The organism is Fusobacterium perfoetens, assembly GCF_021531595.1.
Classification (GTDB): domain Bacteria; phylum Fusobacteriota; class Fusobacteriia; order Fusobacteriales; family Fusobacteriaceae; genus Fusobacterium_B.
The window spans coordinates 20746-38244 of the sequence record NZ_JADYUD010000018.1; the positions used below are offsets into that span (position 1 = coordinate 20746).

General features: G+C 27.8%; 17 protein-coding genes. 12 read left to right on the top strand and 5 right to left on the bottom strand.

Annotation, left to right across the window (positions count from 1 at the left end; genetic code table 11):
- Positions 1 to 56 precede the first annotated feature (56 nt).
- The 4 genes from I6E17_RS09050 to I6E17_RS09065 all read left to right on the top strand — a co-directional run bounded on the left by I6E17_RS09050 (position 57) and on the right by I6E17_RS09065 (position 4871).
- On the top strand, positions 57 to 746 hold the full coding sequence (locus tag I6E17_RS09050) for a DUF554 domain-containing protein (RefSeq protein ID WP_235236882.1): 690 nt from the start codon (positions 57 to 59) through the stop codon (positions 744 to 746).
- A gap of 230 nt (positions 747 to 976) precedes the next feature.
- Complete coding sequence (gene licT / locus I6E17_RS10015; protein ID WP_235236883.1) at positions 977 to 1813, top strand: BglG family transcription antiterminator LicT; 837 nt, start codon at positions 977 to 979, stop codon at positions 1811 to 1813.
- 117 nt (positions 1814 to 1930) lie between these two features.
- A complete protein-coding gene (locus tag I6E17_RS09060) occupies positions 1931 to 3370 on the top strand; it encodes a PTS transporter subunit EIIC (protein ID WP_235236885.1) in 1440 nt (479 codons plus the stop codon).
- Positions 3371 to 3428: 58 nt separating this feature from the next.
- Entirely contained in the window at positions 3429 to 4871 is a 1443-nt protein-coding gene (locus I6E17_RS09065; protein ID WP_235236887.1) for a glycoside hydrolase family 1 protein, read from the top strand.
- Positions 4872 to 5094: 223 nt separating this feature from the next.
- Here the strand turns inward: I6E17_RS09065 and I6E17_RS09070 are convergent, their stop codons facing one another.
- Positions 5095 to 5724, bottom strand: a complete 630-nt coding sequence (locus tag I6E17_RS09070) for a helix-turn-helix transcriptional regulator (protein WP_235236889.1) — start codon at positions 5722 to 5724, stop codon at positions 5095 to 5097.
- A gap of 199 nt (positions 5725 to 5923) precedes the next feature.
- On the opposite strand from I6E17_RS09070, the gene I6E17_RS09075 reads away from it, so the two are divergent.
- Positions 5924 to 6133 (top strand): heavy-metal-associated domain-containing protein, encoded by a 210-nt coding sequence (locus I6E17_RS09075; protein ID WP_235236890.1) that lies wholly within the window; start codon positions 5924 to 5926, stop codon positions 6131 to 6133.
- A 48-nt stretch (positions 6134 to 6181) separates the two neighbouring features.
- Here the strand turns inward: I6E17_RS09075 and fucO are convergent, their stop codons facing one another.
- Positions 6182 to 7333 carry a lactaldehyde reductase gene (gene fucO, locus I6E17_RS09080; protein WP_235236891.1) on the bottom strand — a complete coding sequence of 384 codons (1152 nt, stop codon included), beginning with the start codon at positions 7331 to 7333 and terminating at the stop codon, positions 6182 to 6184.
- A 252-nt stretch (positions 7334 to 7585) separates the two neighbouring features.
- Between fucO and I6E17_RS09085 the strand changes: the two genes are divergently transcribed.
- Together I6E17_RS09085 and I6E17_RS09090 are read left to right on the top strand one after the other, a co-directional pair.
- The gene (locus I6E17_RS09085; protein WP_235236892.1) at positions 7586 to 8299 is read left to right on the top strand and encodes a hypothetical protein; all 714 of its coding nucleotides are present in this window, start codon (positions 7586 to 7588) and stop codon (positions 8297 to 8299) included.
- A 22-nt stretch (positions 8300 to 8321) separates the two neighbouring features.
- The gene (locus I6E17_RS09090) at positions 8322 to 9713 is read left to right on the top strand and encodes a PLP-dependent aminotransferase family protein (RefSeq protein ID WP_235236893.1); all 1392 of its coding nucleotides are present in this window, start codon (positions 8322 to 8324) and stop codon (positions 9711 to 9713) included.
- Positions 9714 to 9788: 75 nt separating this feature from the next.
- Here the strand turns inward: I6E17_RS09090 and I6E17_RS09095 are convergent, their stop codons facing one another.
- From I6E17_RS09095 to I6E17_RS09105, 3 genes are all read right to left on the bottom strand, one after another.
- Entirely contained in the window at positions 9789 to 11003 is a 1215-nt protein-coding gene (locus I6E17_RS09095; protein WP_235236894.1) for a diaminopimelate decarboxylase family protein, read from the bottom strand.
- Positions 11004 to 11157: 154 nt separating this feature from the next.
- Positions 11158 to 11907, bottom strand: coding sequence for a creatininase family protein (locus I6E17_RS09100; protein ID WP_235236895.1), 750 nt, complete (start codon positions 11905 to 11907; stop codon positions 11158 to 11160).
- A gap of 10 nt (positions 11908 to 11917) precedes the next feature.
- Positions 11918 to 12652 (bottom strand): transporter substrate-binding domain-containing protein, encoded by a 735-nt coding sequence (locus I6E17_RS09105; RefSeq protein ID WP_235236897.1) that lies wholly within the window; start codon positions 12650 to 12652, stop codon positions 11918 to 11920.
- A gap of 456 nt (positions 12653 to 13108) precedes the next feature.
- Between I6E17_RS09105 and I6E17_RS09110 the strand changes: the two genes are divergently transcribed.
- Genes I6E17_RS09110 through I6E17_RS09130 form a run of 5 tightly spaced genes read left to right on the top strand, consistent with a single transcriptional unit; the run spans position 13109 to position 17180 of the window.
- Complete coding sequence (locus I6E17_RS09110) at positions 13109 to 13810, top strand: ABC transporter ATP-binding protein (protein ID WP_235236899.1); 702 nt, start codon at positions 13109 to 13111, stop codon at positions 13808 to 13810.
- 2 nt (positions 13811 to 13812) lie between these two features.
- Positions 13813 to 14601: an ABC transporter permease gene (locus tag I6E17_RS09115; protein WP_235236900.1), complete on the top strand. Its 789-nt coding sequence runs from the start codon at positions 13813 to 13815 to the stop codon at positions 14599 to 14601.
- A gap of 2 nt (positions 14602 to 14603) precedes the next feature.
- Positions 14604 to 15383, top strand: a complete 780-nt coding sequence (locus I6E17_RS09120) for a nucleoside phosphorylase (protein WP_235236901.1) — start codon at positions 14604 to 14606, stop codon at positions 15381 to 15383.
- A gap of 19 nt (positions 15384 to 15402) precedes the next feature.
- A complete protein-coding gene (locus I6E17_RS09125) occupies positions 15403 to 16410 on the top strand; it encodes an ABC transporter substrate-binding protein (RefSeq protein ID WP_235236902.1) in 1008 nt (335 codons plus the stop codon).
- A 14-nt stretch (positions 16411 to 16424) separates the two neighbouring features.
- Positions 16425 to 17180 (top strand): ABC transporter permease, encoded by a 756-nt coding sequence (locus I6E17_RS09130; RefSeq protein ID WP_235236903.1) that lies wholly within the window; start codon positions 16425 to 16427, stop codon positions 17178 to 17180.
- The last annotated feature ends 319 nt before the right edge of the window (positions 17181 to 17499 follow it).

The window sequence follows — 17499 nt, forward strand, 5'->3', positions numbered from 1 at the left end:
ATTTTTTTGATTATTTTATGGTGCTCTAAAACTTTTATAAGGGACGGGGAGAGGAAATGTTTGCTATATTTCTTAATGGATTTGCTATATGTTTAGGTGGATTTCTTGGATATTTTTTTAAAAATCATAGTTCTTTAAAATTAAGTAGAGCTATTATTATTGTTATGGGATTTCAAATTTTTGCAATGGGAATAAAAGATGCTATTCATTATGAAAATGGAATGTTGAATGTTATTTATTTGGTAATTGGTACTGTTATTGGAGAGATAGTTGATATTGACAAAAAATTAAAATCTATGGCTTTATTTTTTCAAAATAAATTTGCAAAAAATAGTCATGGCTTTGTAAACGGCTTTATTACTGCTACTCTTATTTTTTGTATAGGTTCAATGGCTGTTATAGGCCCTTTGAAAATTGCACTTGAAAAAGACAGCAGTATCATATATATAAAAGCAATCTTAGATGGAATTATGGCAATGTTTCTTGCTTCAACTTATGGTTTAGGAGTTTTATTCTCAGCAATTATAGTTATAATTTATCAAGGAGGGATTTTCTTACTTGCAGAAATTTTAAAAACAGCAACAGATCCTCATGTATTAAATCAGCTTTCATCAATAGGAGGAGTTCTTTTGACAGGGCTTGCATTTACTTTTATTTTTGAAAAAACTGATATAAAAATAAGTAATATGCTTCCTGCAATGCTTATTCCTGTTTTAGTAGCTATTATAAAAAATATTTTTGTATAAAAATTTTGAGAAAATTTTATAGAAAATACGAATATACTTTAATATATTAAGCAAAAAGTTGCTATAAAAATTACATTTCCTTTTTCTTTACAACTTTATATAAATGTGTTATCATTTATGAAGCGAATATTTGGAAAAAAGAGATGTTGTTTTTAAATTTTATTTTTTCTTAAAAAGTACAAAATGTTTAATATTAAAAATAGAGAGAAAATAAAAGATAGGGGGGCTTTGTGCGTGTATTAAAGATTTTAAATAATAATGCCTTTATTTCCCAAGATGAGAATAATGAAGAAATTGTTGTTATGGGAAGAGGAATCGGATTTCAGAGAAAAGTGAATGATGAAATTCAAATGTCCGAAGGAATGAAAATTTTTTCCAATAAAGATAATGGGTTAAATGAAAAATTAAAAGAAGTTATCTCAAATATTCCAGAAAATTATATTGAAATAACAGAGAAAATTGTAAATATTTTAAAAGAAAAATATAATAAAGAATTACATAATATTATTTATGTTTCTCTTACAGAGCATATTCATAGTGCTGTAGAAAGATTTAAAAATGGAATAGAAATAAAAAATCCTTTGCTTAATGAAATAAAGCGTCTTTATAAAGATGAATATGATGTTTCTTTAGAAGCTTTAGAAATTATAAGAAAAGAATTAGGAATTGCTTTTACAAAAGATGAAGCAGGATATATAACAAACCATATTATAAATGCTCAGCTTGATGGAAGCATGAATAATACAGCAGAAATAACAAGAATAGCACAAAAAATCTTAAATATAATAGAATATAATATGCTTATAACTATAAATGAAGAAACAATGTCATATTATAGAATAGTAACACATTTAAAATTTTTAGCATTAAGAATGATTAATGGAACAGTAAACGATGAAGATGATGATCTTTTTGAAATGTTAAAAGTTAAATATCCTAAGTGCTATAAATGTGTTTCAATAATAAATGAATTTAGTAAAACAAATTATGATTATGAACTAACAAATGCAGAACAAATGTATTTGATAATATATATTCAAAGATTATGTAAAGAATCAACTAAATAAAACACAGTAATATAGACGAAAGTCATATTAAATATATTTGGATTGTAACTATATTGTGATGGCCACACAGATATAGGCAAAACCTTTAAAAAAAATATTTTTTTGGAGGTAAAATATATGGATTATGCTGTTTTAGCAAAAAAGATTTTAGAAAAAATTGGTGGAAAGGAAAATGTTAATAGTGTTGTACATTGTATGACAAGATTGCGTTTTGACTTAAAAGACAATTCTTTAGTTGATGACGAAGGATTAAAGAGAGTAAGAGGAATAGTAGGAACTATTCAAAAACCTGAGCAGTATCAAGTAATCATAGGAAATGAAGTAGGATATGTTTACAAGGAATTATGTAAAGAAGGAAACTTTAAAGCTGTTTCTTCTGAAAAAAGTGGAGTAAAAAATAAGAAAAAGATGAATATAGTTTCTATGTTAATGGATATTATATCATCTGTAATGGCTCCTGTAATTCCTGCAATTATTGGAGCAGCAATGATAAAAGTGCTGCTTACAATATTAACAATGTCTGGTTTATTAGATAGTGCAAGTCAAACTTATGCTGTTTTAAATGTAATAGGTGATGGAGCATTTTTCTTTATGCCTGTGCTTATAGCAATGTCAGCAGCTAATAAATTTGGAACAAATGCTTATTATGCAGCAAGTATGGCTCTTGTAATTTTACACCCTTCTTTTATTCAAATGTTAAATACAGTAAAAGAAACAGGGGAAAAGCTTTACTTTATAGGTTTACCAATTACTCCAGCAAATTATGCTTATTCTGTAATTCCAATAATTTTAGGAGTATGGTCTCTTTCTTATGTAGAAAGATTTGTAGATAAAATTACTCCTGCAATTACAAAGAACTTTTTAAAACCAATGCTTGTAATGGTAATAGCTCTTCCGATAACAATGATAGTATTAGGACCTTTAGGAGCTATATTAGGAGATATACTATCTCTTATAATTTATAAAATTTATGATATATTTGGTTTCTTTGCAGTAGGAATGATAGGAGGATTATATCCTTTCTTTGTTATGGCTGGAATGCACCATGCTTTTACACCTATAAAATTAGGAGTATTAGCAACAGTTGGATATGAGACTTTTATTTGTATAGGTGAATTATGTGCTAATTTGGCTCAAGGTGGAGCTGCATTAGCAGTTGCTGTAAAAACTAAAGATAAAGATTTTAAACAATTAGCAGGATCATCTGCTTTCTCTGCAATAGTAGCAGGAATTACAGAACCTGCTCTTTATGGTGTAAACTTAAGACTAAAAAGACCTATGATAGGTGTATGTGCTGGTGGAATAGTAGGAGGACTTTTTGGTGGGTTTATGCAAATGAAATGCTTTGGAGTTGCAACACCTTCTTTAGTAACAGTTGTACAATATATAGAACAAAACAGAGCTTCAAGTCTTTTCATTGCTTTAGGAGCAATGTTAGTGGCAGTAACAGTATCTTTTGTAGTTACTTATGTTGCTGGATTTGAAGATGTATCTTATGAAGATGCAGAAGAAGAACTTTTAAAAAGGGCTGAAGAGAAACATAAAATAAGCAAATAGACTTTTTAAAGTATTTTGTTATATTGTTACAATTAAAAAATAAAGAGGTGTAAAACTTATGAATAAATATAAATTTCCTGAGAATTTTTTATGGGGAAGTGCATCAGCTGCTTATCAAATAGAAGGAGCATATAATATTGATGGAAAAGGAATGTCTAACTGGGATAAATTTGTAAGAATTCCAGGAAAAACATTTAAAGGAACGACAGGAGATATAGCTGTAGACCATTATCATCGTTATAAAGAAGATATTGCTTTAATGGCTGAAATGGGTTTAAAAACATATAGATTTTCAATAGCATGGACAAGAATATATCCTCAAGGAAAAGGAGAAGTTAATCAAAAAGGACTAGAGTTTTATGAAAGTATAATAGATGAATGTCTAAAATATGGAATAGAACCTATGGTTACAATATATCACTGGGACTTACCTCAAGCTTTAGTAGAAGAGTATAATGGTTTTGAAAGCAGAAAAATTATAGACGACTTTTTAAATTATGCAGAAACATTATTTAGGGCTTTTGGAAATAAAGTAAAATATTGGATAACTTTAAATGAACAAAATATATTTACATCATTAGGTTGGTTAACAGCACAACACCCACCTGGAAAGTTTGATGATGGAAAAATGTTTTATCAAGTAAATCATAATGCTTTTTTAGCACATGCAAAAACAGTTTTATCTTATCGTAAAATGGGATTTACTGGAAAAATAGGAGCAAGTTTTGCATATACTCCAAGTTATCCATTAGATTGTAATCCTATAAATATTATGTCAAAAGTAAATTACGATGATTTAAAAAATTTCTGGTGGCTTGATATGTATGCTTATGGAGAATATCCAAGAGCAGCAATGAAATATCTTGAGAAAAAAGGAATAGCTCCAGTTTTTTATGAAGATGATGCTGAAATTTTAAAAGCTGCAGCTAAAGAAATAAGTTTTATGGGAGTAAATTATTATCAAAGTTGCGTATGTGAATACAATCCTTTAGATGGAGTAACTCCTTATGGAACTATGAATACGACAGGAATTAAAGGTTCAGGGCAAATCACTGGAATTCCTGGGGTATATAAAAATCCTCAAAATAAATTTTTAAAAACGACAGATTGGGATTGGACAATAGATCCTGTTGGATTAAAATATTTATGCAGAGAAATAACAAGCAGATATAGACTTCCTATTATTATTTCAGAAAATGGTTTAGGAGCTTTTGATAAACAAGAAGATGATAAATCAATACATGATATATACAGAATAGAGTATATAAAAGAGCATTTAAAATCTTTGGCAGAAGCAATAGATGAAGGCTGTGAAGTTCTTGCTTATTGCACATGGTCTTTTACAGATCTTCTTAGTTGGCTGAATGGATATCAAAAGCGTTATGGATTTGTATATGTAGATAGAAATGAAGAGACAGGTTCATTAAATAGATATAAAAAAGATAGTTTTTATTGGTATAAAAAAATAATAGAAACTAATGGGGAATTTTTAGAAAAATAGAATAACAAGGAACTGCTGCAAATTTATAGATTTGCAACAGTTCCTTATTTTTTTAACAGAAATATAAAAAATGCTAATTTCATTTTATAGAAAAATATTTCAAATTAAATATAATATAAGGTTTTTTAAGAAAAAAAGTGCAGACAAAATCTTAAAATTTTTATAAGAAGATTGTCCAAGATTTTATCTGTACTTTTCTACCTAACTAAAGGTTATAATCAGACTATTCTTTTTCTTCGTTTTCAAAAGCTTTTAGATAATTGTAAATAGTGTATCTTGAAACATGCATTTTTTTAGCAACAGTTTGTATACCTTTTTTTAGAGAGAATCCACCATTATCTTTAAGATATCTCACAAGAGTCATTCTGTCTTCTTTGTTCATAAGAGCAACAGGTTTCCCTACCATTTTCATTCCTTCAAGGAATATATCGTCTATAATTTTTTCAGAAGGATTTCCAATTACAGCTTTTTCAACTTCTATTCCTGTTTTTACAAGATTGCTTAAAACGCTTTCAGCAAGAGAAAGTTTTGTGAAGTCGTAGTTTATTCCAAAAGCATAGTGATAATTTTTATCTTTAAAATGAACTGTTGTTGATTTTATAAGTCTTCCTTCATGAGTTTTACACAAACAGTTGTAAAAATCCCTTCCTTCTATGGCTTCTTCCATATTGTATATTCCAAGAAGATTCAGTTTATCTCCTTTTTTTCTTCCAGTAACATGACCATTATACACAGCAGTTACTATACCTTTCTTTTTTAAGTCATGAATTATAACCTCACAGTCAGGGCCAAACATAGAGGAAATCCCTTCAGCAAGGCTTGTTAAAAAATTAAGTATTTCTTTTCCATTCATGGTATGCCTCCTAAATACTTTATCCAATTTCATGATACAATTTTTAAATTTTTTTGTCTACATTTCTACAAAAAATTTTTAAAATTTTGTAAGAAAATCTTCATTAAAATACTTCGTTTTTTCTTACAATTTATTTATTTTTGTGATAATATAAAAATAAGCAGAAATATATTTTTATATTTTAAGGAGGTTTAAAATTATGAAAAAAATATTAACAATAGAAGGAATGATGTGTGGACATTGTGTGGCACATGTAGAAAAAGCTTTAAAAAATATTGATGGTGTAGAGGAAGTAAAAGTAAGTCTAGAAAATAAAACAGCAGAAGTTGCTATGAATAAGGATATAACTGATGAGGTTTTTAAAAATGTTATATCTGAAGAAGGGTATGAGGTAGTTTCTATAAAATAATAAATTAAAAGTTGCTGTATCTTAGATACAGCAACTTTTTTGTATTGTTTATTTCATTAATTTTCTATAAAGTTCAGCAATTTCTTCAACATTTGTATCTCTTGGATTTCCAGGACGGCAAGCATCAGCATATGCAGATTCAGCAAGAGCCTGAATATCTTCTTCTTTAACTATTCCTACAAGATTAGGAGCAATTCCTACATCTGCAGATAATTTTTTAACAGCTTCTACAGCAGCTTTTCTGTATTCTTCCTGTGACATATTATCTACATTTTTAACTCCCATAGCTCTTGCAATTTCTCTATATTTTTCCCCAGTGAAAGGAGCGTTATATTCCATTACAGTAGGAAGAATAATAGCATTTGCAACTCCATGAGGTGTATCATAGAAAGCACCTAAAGGGTGAGCCATTGAGTGAACTATTCCAAGTCCTACATTTGAGAATCCCATTCCTGCTACATATTGTCCAAGAGCCATTCCTTCTCTACCTTCAGGAGTGTTTTCTACAGCTCCACGAAGAGATTTAGCAATTATTTCTATAGCTTTTAAGTGGAACATATCAGAAAGTTCCCATGCTCCAAGAGTTATATATCCTTCTATAGCATGTGTTAAAGCATCCATACCAGTTGCTGCAGTAAGTCCTTTAGGCATAGAAGACATCATATCAGGATCAACAACTGCAATAAGTGGAATATCATGAGGATCAACACAAACAAATTTTCTGTTTCTTTCAACATCTGTTATTACATAGTTTATTGTTACTTCAGCTGCTGTTCCAGCAGTTGTAGGAACTGCAATAGTAGGAACTGCAGGATTTTTAGTAGGTGCTACTCCTTCAAGACTTCTTACATCTGCAAATTCAGGATTTGTTATAATAATTCCTATTGCTTTAGCAGTGTCAATTGAAGATCCTCCTCCAATAGCTATAATATAATCAGCTCCAGAGTTTTTAAAAGCTTCAACTCCTGTTTGTACATTTTCTATTGTAGGATTTGGTTTTATATCAGAATATAATTCATAATCAAGATTATTTTTTTCTAATAAATCTGTAACTTTTTTTGTAACATTAAATTTTATAAGATCAGGATCTGAGCATACAAAAGCTTTTTTAAATCCCCTTGATATAGCTTCTGTAATTATATTTTCTATTGCTCCTTTTCCATGATATGAAATACCGTTTAATACAAATCTGTTTGCCATTTTAACCCCCTGAATAATTTTTTATAAAAGCTTCTAATCTGTTTTTAAATTTAAATATCAGCTTTTCATAATAGATTATAGCATATTAAGGAAAAAATTCAAAAAAATATACATATCAAATAAAAAACGAATTATTTTAACTTAAATTATACAAATATCACAAAATATTTTTATAAAAAATATGATTTATTTGCCTCATTTTTTCCATATTGCTATAATACAATTATAGAAAATCTTAAAAAGGAGTTTCACATGAAAAAAATAAAAAATTTAAATAATATGATATATATTTTATTACTTGGAATCTTTTTTATTTTAAGTGGTTGTACATCTTACAGACACTCAATACAAGTAAGTTCATACAGTGCAAATGTGCTAGCAGGAAACAGATATTATCTAGAGGTATCAGAAAATAAATTAAAAGATAAAAATCTTATTCTTCAGATACAAGAATTTGAAAAATATATTGATATAGTTCTTCAACAAAAAGGTTATGTAAAGTCAAAGAATCTTAAAAATGCAGATCAGTTAATTATATTTGATTATGATATTTCAGAGCCTCAGATACACACCTATTCTTATGATGAACCTGTGTGGGATACAGTTCTTCGCCCTTACACTAGATACAGAAAAGTAGATGGAAGATATTATCCTTATACATATTGGGATAGAGATTATGAATTAATTGGCTACAGAACAAAAATCCGTACAAAAACTCTTTATACTAAAAACATTTCTATTACATCATTTAGTAAAACTAAAAATAAAAGTTTTTGGCAAGTAAATGGAAGCATGACTGACACAAGCAGTGATTTAAGATATTCGTTTCCATTTCTTGTGAAAGGAATAAGCAGTTACATAGGAACAGACAGTGGACAAGTTATAAATATAACAATTCCAGATGATGATTTAGATGTGGAAATGATGAGAAGAGAGGGAGTAAATACAAGCACTCTTGCAAAATAATTTTAAACTTTGGGAGACAGTGATGGAGAAATCTATAAAAATAAAAAAAATTGGTAAAATATATCTTCAGATTTATTCTCAGATAAAAGAGAGAATAGAAAAAGATAAATTAAAAGGAAAACTAGTTCCTGTAAGAAAAATGGCAGAAGAACTTGGAGTAAGCCCGTCAACAGTTGCAAAAGCATATGATGAGCTTGAAAAAAATGGTTATGTAATAAAAAAAGAGGGAAGTGGAGTTTATGTTAAATTCCAAAAAAAGAAAAATGTTTATTTAGAAGATCATATGGAAAGTGAAACCTTTAGATACGGTTATTTTAACCCTGAATTTAATATTGATTTTGCTTCAGCAACACCTAATGAAACAATTCTTCCTATGGAGAGTCTGAAAAGAGCAATAAATTTTGTTCTTGACAGAGACAGGGAATCAGCATTTCTTTATGAAGATCCTCAAGGATATTATTATCTTCGTAAAACTATTTCAGAAAAACTTAAGAAAGAAGAAAATATAGATGTTGATATAAACAGCATACAGATTGTTTCAGGAGCTCAGCAGGGAATAGATATTATTTCACAGGCTTTTTTATATCCAAATGACATAGTAGTTGTGGAAGATCCTACCTATAGAGGAGCAAGGGAAAGTTTTAAAAAAGCTGGTTGTAGAATAATGGAAATTTCAATGCAGAATGATGGATTTTCATTAAAAGATCTTGAAAAAATTCTTCGTCGTCAAAAAATAAAATTATTTTATACAATGACAAATTTTCATAATCCAACAGGTGTATCTACAGGAGATGAAAAAAAGAAAAAACTTTTAGAATTAGCTGAAAGATTTGATTTCTATATTCTTGAAGATGATGGATTGTCAAATCTTTATTTTACAGGGGGAAAACCTTCATCTTTAAAAAGTATGGATAAAGATGGGAGAGTAATTTATATTAAAAGTTATTCTAAAATTTTTATGCCAGGATTTCGTCTTGGATATATTACAGTTCCTGAGCCAATGCTTAATACTGTTTTAACAAGAAAATTTTCAGGGGATATTTATCATTCTGGATTAAATCAGAGGGCTTTTCAGTTTCTTCTTGAGAACGGAGACTGGGATCTTCATATGGAAAAAGCTAGAAGAATTTTTAAAGAAAAACAAAAATTAATGTATAAGTGTCTTAAAAAAATTAAAAATATTACTTTTAAGAGACCAAAAGGTGGACTTTGTTTTTGGGTAAAACTTCCTGAAAATATTTCAAGCAAGGCTGTGTATGTAAATATGCTTTCTCATGGAGTGGGAATTCTTCCAGGAGTTGTTTTTTCAGAAAATAATGATAACTACATAAGAATAAGTTTTGCTCAGTGTGAAGAAAAAGATATAGAAGAGGGAGTTAAAATACTTGCCTGTGCTATTGATAAATTAAAATAATTAAAGTGGCTGTTGCAAATCTATAAAAATGCAACAGCCATTTTCTCTGTAACTATTAATAAATTAAATTTTTGGTTAAATTAAAATTTTTCCATTTTGACACCAAAAAATTTCAAGAGGTTTTTTCTGTGAAGAAAATTGCATTGGGGATAAAACAGAAGCATAAGCACCTGCATTTGAAATTATTAATATATCATCATATTCTAATTGTGGTAAAATAACATCTTCAGCTATAACATCTGTTGCTGTACAAAGATTTCCAACAATAGTTACTTTTTCACAAAGATTGCTATTTTTTAATGTAGAAATTTCAAAAGCATCTATTTTAGTAAATAGAGGTTCTTTTGCAACAGGCTCTTCATCTTTTGTATAACTAGAAACTAATTTAGCAATAGATGGACGGAAAAATCCATTTAATGTATTTTTAACTATGATATATGTTTTTCCATAAGATATTTTTTTGTCTAATACTTTTGTAACATATACACCGTTATTTCCTACGAGATATCTTCCTGTTTCTATTATGAATTTAATATTTGGGTAATCTTTTTTAAAATTTTTAATTGCCTTTTCTGTTCTTTCTCCTAAATACTTAATATCTAAAGATTTATCGCTTTTAGAATAAGGAATTCCTATTCCAGATCCCATATTGATATATTCTAAGTTTACATTATTAAATGTAGATAATTTTTTTGCCATTTTCATAATATTATTATAATATTTTTCCAACAAAGAAGCTTCAAGTTCTTGACTTCTTAAGTGAACATGAATTCCACAGATTGATATTTTTGAAGTCTTATATTTTTGTAAATATTCATAAATCTGTTCTTCATCTATTCCAAATTTAGAAGAACTTCCGACTTCTCCATTAAAAGAGAAAGAAGGATTAATACGAACTCCTATTTTAATAATGTAATCTTTTTTTTCAGCAATAGCTTCAATTTTTTTTATTTCATTAAAACTATCAGCAATTAGTATTGCATTATCAATAGAATTTTCAATATCTTCTGTGGTCTTTCCAGGAGCTGAGTAAAAAATTTCTTCTTTTTTTAGTCCATGTTTTTCAGCTAAAAGTACTTCTCCTAAACTAGCAGCATCTGCTCCAATTCCAGAATTAAAAATTGATTTTAAAATATGCTCATTTGAATTGCATTTTACTGAATATAAAAATTTGACACTTGGAAAAGAATTTTTTAAATTTTCTATTTGAGAAAGTATACCTTTTTCTGAATATAGATAAAAATTATCATATTTTTTTGAAATATCAGATACTATATTGTTCCAGTCCATATATGCAACTCCTTTTTTATAATTTGTTGAGAAAATATATTTTTGAAATCATATTTAAAGTAGGTTTATATTTAAGTAATATTATTATACCATAAAAGATCATTTTCTATAAAATTATAATAATTTTAAAATGAAAATTTTATATTATTTTTTATTAATTAATTTTTTTAAATTCTTTAATAAAGTCAATTAGATAATTTGTAACATCATCTAACATTTGTTTTCCAAATTCTGCACTTGACTCAGACGGATCTAAATTTCCTACCCATCCATCACTTACTATTTCTTTTACATTTTTTAAGATTTTTATACTTCCGTTTTTAAAGTTAGCATTAATGGAATCAGAAAATTTTATATTTTCTGAAATATGTTTCATTTCTTGTTTTTTTAATAAGTTTAATTTTACACTGCTTTCTTTTATGGCCATAACAGCACTGGTTTCCTGTTTATCTCCATGTCCACCACTATATATTGGATTTAAGTCTCCTGCAAGTCTCCACCAGTCAACTACAATAATATCCATATTTTCAGATAATATTGTTCCTGCATCTTCTATAGCTGCTGTATTTCCCCCATGTCCATTTATAATGATAAGTTTTTTAGCTCCGTCATTTTTTATTGTTTCTATTATTTTATAGATGATGTTAAAAAGTGTTTCATATCCTATATCAAAAGAACCTGGGAAACCTTTGTGATAAGGGCATACTCCATATGGAATAGCAGGCAAAGAAATTACATTTTCTATATTTTCTATCTGCTCACAAAGATATTTTGGAATAACATAATCTGTTCCTAAAGTACTATGAGAACCATGTTGTTCTATACTTCCTATTGGCAAAACAAATATTGGACTATTTTTTATTTGTTCTTCTAATTCTTTCCATGTTAGATCTTCTATTTTCATAATTTTTCTCCTATTCTCCAAAATATTTATTTATTAATTGATCAAGTTCTCCAGAATTTTTCATTTTTTGTATTTCTATATTTACTTTTTCTATTAATTCATCTTGTCCTTTAGGAAAAACAATAGCAATTCCTTTACTTTCATTATCTTCAACTCTTCCAATTTCATATAATTTAGGATTATTTCCTAAATATTCATTTTTAACTTCTCCAGAAATAATGATCGCATCAATTTTTTGAGAGTTTAAATCCATTATCGCTCCAGTAAAAGAATTATAAAGGACTACATTGGCTCCTTCTATATTTTTAGCAAGAGTTTCTTGAAGTGTTCCTAATTGAACTCCTATTCTCTTATTTTTTAAGTCTTCAACTGTAGCTATAGGATTAGATTTATTTGCAATGGCAATCTGTCTTCCAACATAATATTTATCACTAAAATCTACAAATTTTTTTCTTTCATCTGTAGGTGTAAGTCCTGTTAGTACATCAACTTTTCCTGTTTCAAGTGCTGGAATTAATCCTTCAAAACTCATATTTGTATATTCAACCTTATAACCTAAATTTTCAAAGATTTTAAAGACAACATCAATGGAAAAACCTGTCACTTTATTTCCTTCTAAATATTCATAGGGCTTGTATTCTGCATTTCCACCTATTTTTATAACTTTTTCGTCTGATTTAGAATTACCACATCCACCTAAAAACATTCCTAATAAAATTGTTAAAACAAGCAAAAACTTTTTCATAAACTTTCCTCCTAATAAATTTTTATAAAAAAATACCAGCCTTATAGACTGGTATGGGTTACAAATATAAAAAATACCTATATTAAAATTAAAATAGACTTTTATTTGAACATACTTTCTCTAAGGAAACTAAAGTTATATATTAAATTTTGTAATTTAAATTTCCTTAGCATTTTCTGTCCTCCGTTTAATAATTTTCATAATTATATTACTTTCTTTTTTAGAAGTCAATATTTATTTTTAATAATTTTTTTCAAATAATTAAGCTTTTATGATATAATATTTGAGATAATTTGGTAAAATACTCACTTGTTTGAAAAAATGTGAGAAATTTACAATATAATTAAAAATATTATAAATTATGAGGAAAGGCAGGTGAGCTCGTTTAAAACGAGGAAAACTTTGAAAAATGATTTTTGTTTAAAAATAAGCAATATGGAAAAGACTTACAAAAATATGGCAGGGCAAAAAACAATAGCTCTTCAAAACATTAATTTAGAGGTGAAAGAGGGAGAATTCATTTCAATTATTGGACCTTCAGGTTGTGGAAAATCTACAATGCTAAAAATAGTAAGTGGATTAGATAATCCTACAGGAGGAAAAATAGAGTTTAATGAAAATTTTGATTTAAATCAATATATAGGATTTGTATTTCAAGATTCTGTACTTCTTCCTTGGAAAAATGTGTATGATAATGCTGTTTTTCCATTAGAAATAAAAAAGATAAAGACAAAGGAAAATCTTGAAAAATTAGAAAAATTATTAGCTATGGCAGGATTATCAGATTTTAAAAACTCTCTTCCAAGAGAACTTTCAGGAGGAATGAGACAAAGAGTTTCAATAGTAAGATCTCTTTCTTATGATCCTAAGCTTTTATTAATGGACGAACCTTTTGGAGCATTAGATGCTTTAACTAGAGATTCATTAAATATAGAATTATTAAAAATATGGGAACAAACAAAGAAAACAATATTATTTGTAACTCATAGTATAGATGAAGCAGTATTCTTATCAAGCAAGGTAATAGTAATGTCACCTAGACCAGGAAGAATAAAAGAAGTATTAGATATTGATTTAGAATATCCTAGAACAGTTGAAATAAGAAATAACCCTAAATTTGTAGAATATACTAAATATTTAAGAGAGGTGTTAGAATAATTATGAAAAAGAAAATCAAAAAATTATTTGAAGGATTTTCTGAATATTTTATCTCTATTGCTGTATTTCTAATAATTTGGGGAATATATGTTAAAGTTAGTGGTGTGGCTGAATATATAGTGCCTTCTCCAATAAAAGTTTTAAAAAAATTATTTGAAATTATTGTAGAAGGGCAAATATGGGAGCATTTTTTTGCTACTTCAATTATAATTTTTGTGGGATATTTTATAGGTGTATTCCTAGGAGTATTCTTTGGATATATTATAGAGAAATGTGAGATTTTAAAAGATATGTTAATGCCATATTTAATATTTTTTCAGACAGCACCTAAGATTGCTTTAGTACCATTATTTGTTATCTGGTTTGGACTAGGGCTTACATCTAAGCTAGTTTTAATTGTATCAATGGTATTTTTCCCTGTTATGGTTGCTACAATGGTTGGAATAAATTCAGTACCAAAAGATATGAGAAATTTAATGAAAATATTAAATGGTAGTAAATTACAAGTTCTTTTTAAAATAGAGCTTCCTCATTCAATGCCGATGATTTTTTCTGGACTAAAAATAGGAATGGTTCAAGCAATTATTGGAGCTATAGTTGCTGAATGGATATCTGGAAAAGTAGGATTAGGTTATGTCTTAATATTTGCTTCTTCTACTTTTGATACGACTTTATTAATTGCTGGAATATTCTTTACGATTATAGTTGGAATATTTTATTATGAAGTTGTAAATATTTTAGAAAAGAGAATTCTTTATTGGCATGAGTCACAAAGAGTAGAAAAGGAGTAAGAATGTATATAAAAGCAGATAAACCTGTTTATGAAGAGGGAACAGCCCATTTAAGATGTAAAGCAGATAAAATTTCAGAAATTGTTTTTTTACCAGGGGATCATGCAAGAGTTGAAATGTTCAAAGAATTATTAGAAGATTATGAAATAGTTTCTTTTAATAGAGAATTTAAAGTTGGAACTGGAAAATATAATGGAGTACCTATAACAATATGTTCTACTGGAATAGGAGGTCCTTCAACAGAAATAGCAGTAACAGAATTAATTGAGCTAGGAGCAAAATATCTTATTAGAATAGGTGGCTGTGGAGCTATAAAGGAAGATATAAAATGTGGCGAATTTATTATTAATACAGCTTCTGTAAGAATGGGTGGAAGTTCTAGATTTTATGCTATGCCAGAATATCCAGCAGTAGCAGATTTTGATTTAGTAATGTGCCTTAAAGAAGCAAGTGAAAAGCAAGGTATAAAATGTCATTTAGGAATAGGAGCTTCAATAGGTTCATTTTATAGAGGGCAAGGAAGAAATCCTCTTTCAAAAGAAGATAAACATTATCAAGATTTATATGAAGAGTTGATTAGATTAAATGTAATGAATCTTGAAATGGAAGCAGAAACAATATTTACTCTTTCTTCAATATACGGAGTAAAAGCAGCAAGTATATGTGTAGTTCATTGTAATAGAATAACAAATGAATGGTTGGTGGAATATGGAGATCCACAATTAAATATGTGTAAAACAGCTTTAGAAGCAGCAAAAATATTATATAGTAAAACAAAATAAGAGAAAGGGAGAAGAGAAAATGAAAAAATTTTTTATGGTAATGTTTTCAGTAATGATCTTAGGTTTATTTAGTGGTTGTGGAGAGAAAAAAGAGAATACTTCTGTTAAAAAAGATGAAATTCAAAAAGTATCAATTCAAATTGATGGAGCAGCAGTTCCATATTATGCTCCACTTTATATAGCTAAAGAAAAAGGATATTTTAAAGAACAAGGTTTAGATGTTGAATTTTATTATGCAGCTGCAGCAGAAATTGTAAAAAATGTAGCTACAGGAAATGTACAATTTGGATTTCCTAATGCAGATTCTGTAATTCTTGCTAAGTCACAAGGAATACCAGTTAAAGTTATAAATACAACTTATCAAAATGGATTAGGAGCACTTATTTTTCAAAAATCTTCAGGAATAAAAGAGCCAAAAGATTTAAAAGGGAAAAAGATAGGAGTAACTAGTTTTGGTAGTCCTAATTATATTCAATTACAAGTTATGTTAGAAAAAGCAGGAATGACAATACAAGATGTAAAAGTTGAAATAATAGGAACAGGAGCTATTGTAAATGCTTTAGTGAGTGGACAAGTAGATGCAATAATGTTCTCTATGCTTAGAACTATTGAATTAAAAAATCAAGGTGTAGATGTAGCTGAGATTCGTTCTGATGAATTCCTTCCTTCACATGGAAATGTACTTATAGTAGGAGATAAATATTTAGCTGAAAATAAAGATATAGTTAATAAATTTAATGCCGGTTTAAATAAAGGTATTCAATATATCGTTGATGGAAATGCAAAAGAAGCTGTTGAAATGTCTGTTGAAAAATATGCACCAAGCTTTAAAGGAAGAGAAGAAATTGTTACAACTATATTAAATGAAGTATTTATTCCATATTTATGGCAGAGTGAAAATACTAAAAAGAATGGTCTAGGATATTCAGATTTAGACAAATGGGATAATTCAATTAAAGTTTTAAAAGAGTATGGAGTAATAGAAAAAGAAGTAAATGCCAAAGATTTAATTGGAAATATAAAATAATGTAGGAGAAAAAAATGTCAAAAGAAAGAAGAAAAGTTTTACTACCACTTTTATTTTTTCCAATAATTATAATACTTTGGAAAGTTTATATAGCATTTTTTAATGTGCCAAGCTATTTATTGCCTCAGCCAGAAGATCTTTTATCAACTATAATAGATTTACTATTTAAAGGAGATATGCTTTATCATATTTATATTACTTTAAAAGAAGTATTTATTGGTGTTATAATAGGAATATTCAGTGGGCTTGTGGTAGGATATATAGTGGCTAAATCTAGATATATTGAAAAATTAATAATGCCATTTGTTCTAATAATTCAAACAGCACCTAAGATTTCTTTAGCACCATTATTTATTTTATGGTTTGGTTTAGGTCTAGAATCTAAGATAGCATTAGTTATATTAGTAGTTTTATTTCCAGTGATGGTTAATGAAATAGTTGCAATTAGAAGTATTGATAAAAATATGTATAACCTTATGAAGATTTTAAATAGTACTTCTTTTCAAAAATTTTATCATATAGAATTGCCATACTCTTTAGAAGCTATTCTTTCTGGAATAAAGGTAGCTGTTACTCAGGCTATAACAGGAGCTGTTATAGGAGAAATGATAGGAGCAAAAGCAGGACTAGGATATTTATTAATTTTAGGTAATGAAACTTATGATATTAAATTAGTACTAAGTTCAATTTTTGTTTTAAGTATTATAGGGTTACTTTTATATATAATTGCAGAAAAAATTGAAAAGAAATTTTTAACTTGGAGAATATAAATATTTTAATAGAAATGGGCAAGAAGCGTTCACTTTTCCTGTGGGCGATAATTGCCTTTTTTTATTATTTAGAAATCAACAAAATAGGGAAAAATTATATAAAAATATGTTCTGTAATACTATTTTTAAGTTTTAAAATAGTACTAAAATAGCTAAAATAAAAAATATTGACAAATAAAAAGTAATAATATATAATTAGTTAAATCATATGATTGTCAGACAGCAGGATAGCAAAACAAATTTTTTCCAGGAGGGGTTTATGAATATTTTATTAGTTGTACTTACTGTAGCGTTAATATTCTGTATAGCAAAATTAATT

Coding starts and splice junctions, on each gene's coding strand:
- I6E17_RS09075 (WP_235236890.1), top strand. CDS start 5,924: ATGAAAAAAATATTAACAATAGAAGGAATGATGTGTGGACATTGTGTG.
- I6E17_RS09065 (WP_235236887.1), top strand. CDS start 3,429: ATGAATAAATATAAATTTCCTGAGAATTTTTTATGGGGAAGTGCATCA.
- I6E17_RS09090 (WP_235236893.1), top strand. CDS start 8,322: ATGGAGAAATCTATAAAAATAAAAAAAATTGGTAAAATATATCTTCAG.
- I6E17_RS09060 (WP_235236885.1), top strand. CDS start 1,931: ATGGATTATGCTGTTTTAGCAAAAAAGATTTTAGAAAAAATTGGTGGA.
- I6E17_RS09130 (WP_235236903.1), top strand. CDS start 16,425: ATGTCAAAAGAAAGAAGAAAAGTTTTACTACCACTTTTATTTTTTCCA.
- I6E17_RS09070 (WP_235236889.1), bottom strand. CDS start 5,724: ATGAATGGAAAAGAAATACTTAATTTTTTAACAAGCCTTGCTGAAGGG.
- I6E17_RS09125 (WP_235236902.1), top strand. CDS start 15,403: ATGAAAAAATTTTTTATGGTAATGTTTTCAGTAATGATCTTAGGTTTA.
- I6E17_RS09100 (WP_235236895.1), bottom strand. CDS start 11,907: ATGAAAATAGAAGATCTAACATGGAAAGAATTAGAAGAACAAATAAAA.
- I6E17_RS09095 (WP_235236894.1), bottom strand. CDS start 11,003: ATGGACTGGAACAATATAGTATCTGATATTTCAAAAAAATATGATAAT.
- I6E17_RS09120 (WP_235236901.1), top strand. CDS start 14,604: ATGTATATAAAAGCAGATAAACCTGTTTATGAAGAGGGAACAGCCCAT.
- I6E17_RS09115 (WP_235236900.1), top strand. CDS start 13,813: ATGAAAAAGAAAATCAAAAAATTATTTGAAGGATTTTCTGAATATTTT.
- I6E17_RS09110 (WP_235236899.1), top strand. CDS start 13,109: ATGGCAGGGCAAAAAACAATAGCTCTTCAAAACATTAATTTAGAGGTG.
- I6E17_RS09050 (WP_235236882.1), top strand. CDS start 57: ATGTTTGCTATATTTCTTAATGGATTTGCTATATGTTTAGGTGGATTT.
- I6E17_RS09085 (WP_235236892.1), top strand. CDS start 7,586: ATGAAAAAAATAAAAAATTTAAATAATATGATATATATTTTATTACTT.
- I6E17_RS09105 (WP_235236897.1), bottom strand. CDS start 12,652: ATGAAAAAGTTTTTGCTTGTTTTAACAATTTTATTAGGAATGTTTTTA.
- fucO (WP_235236891.1), bottom strand. CDS start 7,333: ATGGCAAACAGATTTGTATTAAACGGTATTTCATATCATGGAAAAGGA.